Annotated in this window: 5 protein-coding genes, 1 pseudogene and 1 CRISPR repeat array; all 6 genes and pseudogenes read right to left on the reverse strand. The window is 37.7% G+C overall.

The annotated features are described in order from the left end of the window. Positions 1 to 560: pseudogene (locus tag H6G41_RS33565) on the reverse strand (hypothetical protein); the annotation flags it as partial. A gap of 147 nt (positions 561 to 707) precedes the next feature. Beyond that, a complete protein-coding gene (locus H6G41_RS33570; protein ID WP_190752661.1) occupies positions 708 to 2,510 on the reverse strand; it encodes an RAMP superfamily CRISPR-associated protein in 1,803 nt (600 codons plus the stop codon). Positions 2,511 to 2,523: 13 nt separating this feature from the next. Further along, a complete protein-coding gene (locus tag H6G41_RS33575) occupies positions 2,524 to 2,910 on the reverse strand; it encodes a hypothetical protein (RefSeq protein WP_190752663.1) in 387 nt (128 codons plus the stop codon). 11 nt (positions 2,911 to 2,921) lie between these two features. Beyond that, positions 2,922 to 3,785, reverse strand: coding sequence for an RAMP superfamily CRISPR-associated protein (locus H6G41_RS33580; RefSeq protein WP_190752665.1), 864 nt, complete (start codon positions 3,783 to 3,785; stop codon positions 2,922 to 2,924). Between the two features lie 107 nt (positions 3,786 to 3,892). Beyond that, positions 3,893 to 4,948: a CRISPR-associated protein gene (locus H6G41_RS33585; RefSeq protein WP_190752667.1), complete on the reverse strand. Its 1,056-nt coding sequence runs from the start codon at positions 4,946 to 4,948 to the stop codon at positions 3,893 to 3,895. Then, complete coding sequence (locus H6G41_RS33590; protein ID WP_190752669.1) at positions 4,933 to 6,549, reverse strand: type III-B CRISPR-associated protein Cas10/Cmr2; 1,617 nt, start codon at positions 6,547 to 6,549, stop codon at positions 4,933 to 4,935. The genes H6G41_RS33585 and H6G41_RS33590 overlap by 16 nt, the downstream gene beginning before the upstream one ends. A gap of 513 nt (positions 6,550 to 7,062) precedes the next feature. Then, a CRISPR array of direct repeats spans positions 7,063 to 7,676; the repeat unit is 36 nt; unit sequence GTTTCCAATTATTCCGAATTAACCCAATCGGTGGGG. Positions 7,677 to 8,184 lie beyond the last annotated feature (508 nt).

Genomic DNA, 8,184 nt, shown 5'->3' on the forward strand with positions numbered 1-8,184 from the left:
ACGTATATATTATCAATGGGTTTAATATCTAAAGTCGATATTGATAATTCTTGTTGAACTAACTTGAGAGCTTGTTCCCAGTTATCTAAACCTTCATCTTTTGATTTAGGTTTTAGCTCTAAATATTCAATTTTATCCTTGATTTTTGGGAATTGAGCAGAAAAATAGCGTTCCAATATTGGCTTTAAAGTACAAGTATCTTTCCAATAAGGTGATTTTTTTTCTGGCTTTTGATAAGCAGCTTCTTGATTTGTGAGAATAACAATAATTCTGTCTGGCTGATTTTTATCTTGTAACTTTTGAGAAAAAGCATCAAGCAGAGGAAAGCATAAATCTTGGTAAATATCTTTATCTAGTTTATGACTATCTAGTTGATTACCATAAATTACGCCCATCACCCTTGCTTGTACTGTAAAGATGACATCATCTTCTTTTTGAGAAGGTTGAAAGTTATGATCTCTTTCTAATCCTTTTCTCCCTTCTCTATATAAATTATTCCAATTAGTTTTATGTTTGAGTTGAACGTCACTATTTCCTGTAGTTACAATCCAGATATTCATATTCGCTAGAGATAAGTTGGTTGATAATTTCTATGTAGGGTGTGTTGTCGTGAAGCACAACACACCATAAGCTTTAGGTTGTGCATTACGCCGTAGGCTAACGCACCCTACCTATATTTCAAATATCAAATACTATGCCTAGATTTTTTAATTTCCTCCCCACAGTTTAATAAAGTCATTACTACTATTATTTAAATAATTTATAAATTCTCTGGCTTTGGGTAAATCATCTGGCGTAAAAATAGTTAATAATTCAATATATTTATAATTACCATCTTCATTTTTTTTATGCATTATCTTACCATCTAATTTAACGTAAAGAGGATACATTCGATGCCAAATTCTACTAACTTTACTAGATTTTCCTATACTTCCAGTTAATTCTGTTCTCTTGATAAAGTTATCTCGATGGAACCATTCAATAGCTTGGCTATCATTTTTATCTTCAGCAATTCGCCCCCAAACTTGCACTTTTTGAGGATGCCAAATTTCACGCCAATTGTTTACATGGTTATTGGTAGATGGTAAATTAAAGCAATTTCTGACTGTATTGGGAATACTGGCTAAAAAAGTCCTGATATTATCCAATTCTCCTCTAGGTGCTGTAATACAATATTCTGGCGATTCTGAAGGTTTGCTAAATAACCAATGACAACCAATCATCGGTTTATCATTATTCCGAAAATATGATTGATAAAATAAATCATGATGAATTCGTCGCCATGATTTCCCAAAACCACCTAGTAATAGAGAAAATTTAATTAAAAGATTTAAAAATTCCCTTTCTGGTTCCGAGTAAGATTTGACAGCAAAAATATCTAGCCTTCCTGATTTTAAATTGTAGAGAGGCATTGGTCTAGTTCTTCTACCATTAGGAAAATAGTTATGTTCTCCAAAAGCTAGATTTTTATTTTCAATTTGCAAATCAATACCAAATTTTCCTACAATTGATCCACTTTCTTCATTACCTTGAAGAAATCCACCCCATAGTTCTTTTGTTAATCTTTGGGTTGTGGCTTCATTTGTCACCCCTGCTAATAAACGCAAAGTATGTCCGCGTAATGCGGCTTTAAACATATTTGGACGAAATTCGGGGATTTTATTACCTCTATCATCTGATGTGAGTAATGTGGAAGTTAGCCCTTTTCCACTCACATTAACTGATAAAATCACCTGATTGTTATCGGCAATATTTTTAAATCGACCGTAACCTGCACTAGTTCTAGAACCTATTCCTTGTGATAATGCGCGTTCCCAAATTTGTTGTACTAGCTGCCAATCAACATGATTTTTGGTGCTAGAAATACCAAATTTAAACTTAGTTTTATACAGCGATATTTGGACGTTAGCACTAGTATTGATATTCTCGATAACTTGGCGTTTTTCTTGAGAGTGAACAACATCTACTAACCGTTTTCTTTCTTTCCCCCAAGACATATCTACAGGATAACCGCCATGAAAACGTAAAATTCCTGGCTGAGTTCTTTTGAGTTTTTTACCAGCGATGATTTCTTCTACTTCTCCACCACAAAAATCCAGAACTTTATCGGGTGCAATTTGCTGACAAGCACGCAAAAATGCACCTTTCATACTCGAACCTGGATAGTAAGGTATACCCTTTGCACCAATTACAGGGCGAATTACATCTTCATCTTGTCCTGAATTAGTAACTAAACGCCAGTTAATTGTATAAGTCTGTTCCCAAGTGCCATCGCCTGTGGCAAATTGTGGCATTCTGTATGTAAAATTCGCTCTTTGCTGGGGTTTTCTTCGCAATACAACTTTACTAACATCTACATTATTTTCTTGATTATTCGAGTTTGGGGGACATCCATCTAACCATTGATTAACCCACTGTGTTGCAGGTTCTGGATCTCCAGCATACTGAATTTTTCCCCTATCCTCGATTTGGGCGCGATACATCAAAGGTACTAAGTCACAATCGCTCATTTTCTGATTCTCCCTAATTATCGTCTTCGGTTTCGTCATTGCGAGTGGGTTTGTATCTCTGCGTCCACCACACCATACAGTCACATAGTTGCGTTAAAATTGCTAATGCAACCTTGCGGTAGGTGAGGGGAAATACTTCTGAATTCCACAAGTCTTGGGGGTTATTGGGGACTGTAATATCAGCTTGTGCCATAATTTCCACAAGTTTATTCCAAGTTTCTTCCCAATATGCAGATTTTCTCCCATCTAACCGCAGATGTTCTCCCCAAAATCTTTCTAATCCATAGGCTACAGTAGTACGCATTTTATGGACTTGATTGACGGTTTCTTTGTCTTCATTCCGGTATTTATAAACTAATTCGTGAGCAGTTTTATCTAGGCTAAAATCTGACCAAGCCATATATCAATTACCTATTTTGTTGTAATTTTACTATTGACATGAATATTAAATAATGACATTTCACAATGTCCAAATCCGACTGACTCTAGTCCTCCTAGATAAATATGATTTTTCGGTTTTCTTCCGGGGAAAGGTTCCCACTCTTCGCCATCTTTATCTTTTTTTAAACCAATGGGGAAAGCTAAAATAGTTTCTTCTGGTAATGCTTCGACTCCAAAAAAAGCTTTATTAGCGTTGCGTTTCTGGTCTTTTTCTAGAGCTACACGACTTTGACGATATAATGCCATATCATGAATCATGGAGATTTCGTCATCACCAACTACGACTGCGGGGAATTCTTCATTATCGGGAAACCAACTAGATAAGTCAGTATCATCCTCAATAGTTAAAAAGCCAAAATTGAAGAATAGTTTGTTATTTGGTAGAGGTGTGAGAGATTGCGATCGCGTATATTTTTGCGGTATAGTCAGATTTTCTTGTCCGGTTATGCGTCTGTAACGTTTGAGTAAACGCGGACAACTCACCCAAACAATTGGTTGTCCTGGACAAAATACGGGTAGCCAAACAATGGAAGCATATTCAAATTTTACTAAGGACTCTGTTGTGCGGTCAGAAAAAGTGCGATCTACTGTGTCAATTTCGTTACGATCTGGTACATCATTACCGTACCATTTCCTTACTTGTTGTTCATCGCCTCCATTATTTTGACGCATTTCTGCACGCAATCTTCCCCGAATTGAACTACCAGGAATAATCCCAGTTTGGGTAAATTGATCGCGAAAAATTAAGTTTAAATTTCCTCTTTCTTCTCCGGCTGTTGCTCCTACATGCAGTGGTGCTAATGTTTTAATTATGCCGTAGGCTTGATGATACATGAAATTCTTTCCTTCTGGTTTTTGGTGATAAATATCGGTGTTGCTGAGTGATGGTTTTTGTTCACGCAGAGACGCGGAGGCGCAGAGGTGTGGAGAATATATGAGTTTTAATCAATTCCTGTAATAGCTAGAGGTAAACACAAACCACATCCCAATTGTTTGAGAGAAAAACCTTCGTTGGGAAACCATTCGTTGGGAAATCCTGGTTCATTTTCGTCTCCCCACCAAGATTTATTTAAAGGTTCGTCAAACACGTAAACTGTACCCGCAGGAACCGCATAACGTCCCCTTCCTAAACGTCCTTTTCCTTTGTTATCTCCAAGGCGGTAACGATAGGGAGAAGGTCTATCGGTGAGAATATGACTGGGTTGAGGAAATGTTGTATGCTGTGGATGGGGATAGCGACGAGAAAACCGCGTTGAACCCCATACTCCTGGTGTAATTAAGGCACAGCTACGTTGTATTTTCTGTTTTAGTAACTTTAATATCCAGCTATCATCTGTAAGTTCAATAGAACTAATTTCTACTAGATGATTCTCACCCCCAAAGCAATACCAACCTCTAGGGATTTCGTGGGTTGATAAATAAACTAAACAGGTTTCCTGTCTTTCGCGATCGCGCAAATGATAGCCCATTTGTACGGAGTTTTCGAGAAATAATCCGCCTTCTGCTTGCACACAACGTTCATCTTTAGTTAACTTTGGATGTAATATAGATGTATATTTCCAAGGGTCTTTAGCAGTACCACCGTTACTAAGAATTGATGCGGCTGAATCTTCCCAATAATTAATAGTTTGCCAGCGACAATCCGGTTCTATATCTTTTGTATCTTCGGAACGATACCATTTATCATCGCGAATTTCCCATTCGTCTGTTTGGTTTTTTTCTTGATTAATAATTTTTGTCCAAGGAATGGGAAGATAAAAATATTCAGGATTATCTAATTCTGCCCAAAAAGGGCCAGCTACATGTAATGTCTTTAATTCCTCATGGTCAATAAACGGTTCGGTTTTATTAGCAGCAAAAAATAAGCCAGATAATGTATAAGCATCGGGAGGAAATTTGGCTCCTGAACGTCCTACTAAATTTTCTGGTGATAAAAATGCGCCTGCGCTACCATAGAGAAATCCTAAAGGATTAATTATAATTAAATATCTGTACATAATTGCCAACCTACGTTAATTAAATCATTAATCCAAGAAATTATCTCTAAAGATGAATCGTTATTGACAATATGTAAGGCATTTCTGGTTAAAAATTCGCCTTGCTGAAAATAAATATTAAACAAGGCTAATGCTATATCATATATATCGTTAATTTTGCCTCCCTGAGAGTTGATATCAATATTCAAATCAATTGCATGACGCGCTTTTAGTTGAGCTAAATCGCTATAAATATGATTCCAATTAGGTTGATATTTTTCATCTCTACCTTGGCGTTCCCACTTTTCGTAGGTATTACCATTTCTATCGCGATAATTTTTTAAAATATGCAAATAGTTCCAAGGACAAGTCCATTGCACATATTGTCCATTATTAAACAAGACTCGAATCGTTACGCGATCGCGTCCGCGAGATTTTGCTAATTTCTCTGCTTCTCGACAATGTTGTAATACATCCCGTTGGGGTACGCTTCCCGCAACCCAGACAAATCCCACACTGAGACTTATTGGTTGTTGGTGTTGTTTCCATCTCTCATCCAATGTCATCAACCACTCATAAGCAGTAAAAGCCGGAATTGGGTTTTGCGGTTTGGGACTGTAAATCACTCCCAAAAAATCATCTCCTCCCGCATAAATAACTCGTCCCTTAATTTCCGAAAGATTGTTGCGAAAATTGCGAGAAAAATTATGTCCCCACTGTCGCATTGCTTCGCTAAATCGTTTCAGTCCAATGTCACCTTCTGTTTGTGCGATCGCTTGTAGATGATTTCCTACTTTATCCCCATCCCCCATAAACCAACCCGTCCACTGTCCAGGTGTGTTGGTATCGCGATCGAATTTACGCTGGATTTCTTGAAATCCTCTAGTTAGAGAAGACATCCCAAAACGTCTAGCAATTTCGGGATGAGTTACTAAACGTTTAGTCAGTTCTGGAATACTGAGTTTTTCCTTGGGGTCAATAAATTTACCTTCAACTTCTGGTGTTGTACTGCTTTCGGTGATTGTTGCTAGTTCTGTATAAAATTCTTCAATCTTTTCTTTTTCATCTTTATAACTAATTGTCTTGGGATCACGTTCTATTCCACCCAATCCGGGAAATGCTATACCATCAGTACCTGTCAGACTGGAACTTTCACCAATCCAATTAATCCCAATCCAATTACGACTCAGTTTATTATTTTCTAATTCTCTCATTACAGATGTGGGAGAATTTGCTTGCGCCCAAAATATTTCCCAACTATGATTAGCCCAACGATTCCAGTCATCATCCCAGTAATAAGGCCCCAAATGTCGTAGATTATCATTCAGCCATTGTCTACAGTGGTCAATTACTTCTTTCCAAGCTGATAAAAGTGTGTCTCTTGCTTGCTGTTCTGGAAAATTACCTTTGAGGAGAATCCTGTTAGGTGTTCCCTGTTCGATATCCGGACTACCAGGAGAAATAACTTCTAAACCTTCAAGAGTAGCAGCATCAATTATTTTTTTACTTAAATAAGAAAGAAGTTCCGACGCACCATATAAGTCTCGCAATTTTCGCGATCGCTCAATAAATCCCTGCACTGGTGCAAAGGTAATAGCGGTGTATTTTGCTTCATCATTCATACTGTTACTTCAAAGTGTAAATAACTTGAACTACAATCTCTAACACCAAAAAAATCGTATAATGAGCAACTTCGCTGTTACCCAAAACTACTGATTATCTTTATCTATGTAACAATTCGTAACCATAAAAAGTCAGCCAGTCAAAGTAGCTGGTTCTTCTCTTACTTATTAATTTTCAACCAAACGCTTATAGTACCAAGTGTTGCAGATATGACCCCAATTGCAACCTTCTCTCATGCGAATGACGAAAAATCTAGCAATCCGAAGAGCGGATTTATGAAATATTACATACAGGGTTGTTGACTGTTAACCGTTGACAGTCAACACTTCGCGTGAGCTTCAGTGCGGCGCAGTCAATAGTCAATAGCCAAAACCGATATTTGTCACAACTGTAATAGGATGGCTATAGTAATTCGTATTTTGAAAAGTGCAATCGCTTTTTAAGCCAGCTATCATTGTCAATTAATAGCTATTAAAAAAATAACAAGCCCTCATATTAATGAGGGCTTTTTTGTTTCCAATTATTCCGAATTAACCCAATCGGTGGGGCAAATGGCGGAGCTGGGTCGGATTGCAGTCCTAGTTTCCAATTATTCCGAATTAACCCAATCGGTGGGGGCAGCTGAAAAAGTTGACCCAATGGTTACAACAAATGAGTTTCCAATTATTCCGAATTAACCCAATCGGTGGGGGAACTAACAAACTAACTGTTGGTGACGGCGCACTTTCGTTTCCAATTATTCCGAATTAACCCAATCGGTGGGGGCAGCGATTTTTACGCTGCTGATGGTTCATTAAGTTTCCAATTATTCCGAATTAACCCAATCGGTGGGGGTTCCCATCATTCCTGCTACCATTTTACCTGGGAATAGTTTCCAATTATTCCGAATTAACCCAATCGGTGGGGTATCTGCCGATCACCCAAGAGTCATTAGAGATTTGACTGTTTCCAATTATTCCGAATTAACCCAATCGGTGGGGGCTGGGACATATGTATTACTTAGCTAGTAACGGTAATAGTTTCCAATTATTCCGAATTAACCCAATCGGTGGGGCGTGATATTAAAATATTGAAAACTGAAGATAATGAAGTTTCCAATTATTCCGAATTAACCCAATCGGTGGGGAGTTCGTCTAGCAGCCCTTACCCAGTAAGGATTTCAGACCGCAAATCGACACACCTCTAAAAAACATTGTAAAACCAGCCGTAAAATTAATCAAACACATAGCTCAAACCCTTACACAGTAAGCAATCGACACACCTCAACGAAAGAATAAGGGTTTTGGCGATTTGCCGAGGTGTGTAGATAGTCATGTTACAAAAACCTCCTAAACTAGCCTCAAGCCTAGATACAGTAAGGCTTTGATACCAGACTTGGTTAGACATAATATTCTGATTGGTTATTCGCACGAGCAACGTAGAATTATCATTTGTACCCAACTAAGATGAAACACATACCGTGAATATTTAACGCGATACCACGAAGTGGTTGCCAAAGGCATCGCATAGCATATCCAAATAAATATAAATTTAATATTCGGATATCACAAATACAAGAAAATCACTATAAAATTATACCTTATATGCCAACTTCCCGACTCAAGACTCAACAGGCAGCTAAAACCGACTCCAAA

Source organism: Tolypothrix sp. FACHB-123 (genome assembly GCF_014697075.1).
Classification (GTDB): Bacteria; Cyanobacteriota; Cyanobacteriia; order Cyanobacteriales; family Nostocaceae; genus Aulosira.

Excerpts from the sequence above, each read along its gene's own strand:
- H6G41_RS33570 (WP_190752661.1), bottom strand. The coding sequence starts at position 2,510 with ATGAGCGATTGTGACTTAGTACCTTTGATGTATCGCGCCCAAATCGAG.
- H6G41_RS33575 (WP_190752663.1), bottom strand. The coding sequence starts at position 2,910 with ATGGCTTGGTCAGATTTTAGCCTAGATAAAACTGCTCACGAATTAGTT.
- H6G41_RS33580 (WP_190752665.1), bottom strand. The coding sequence starts at position 3,785 with ATGTATCATCAAGCCTACGGCATAATTAAAACATTAGCACCACTGCAT.
- H6G41_RS33585 (WP_190752667.1), bottom strand. The coding sequence starts at position 4,948 with ATGTACAGATATTTAATTATAATTAATCCTTTAGGATTTCTCTATGGT.
- H6G41_RS33590 (WP_190752669.1), bottom strand. The coding sequence starts at position 6,549 with ATGAATGATGAAGCAAAATACACCGCTATTACCTTTGCACCAGTGCAG.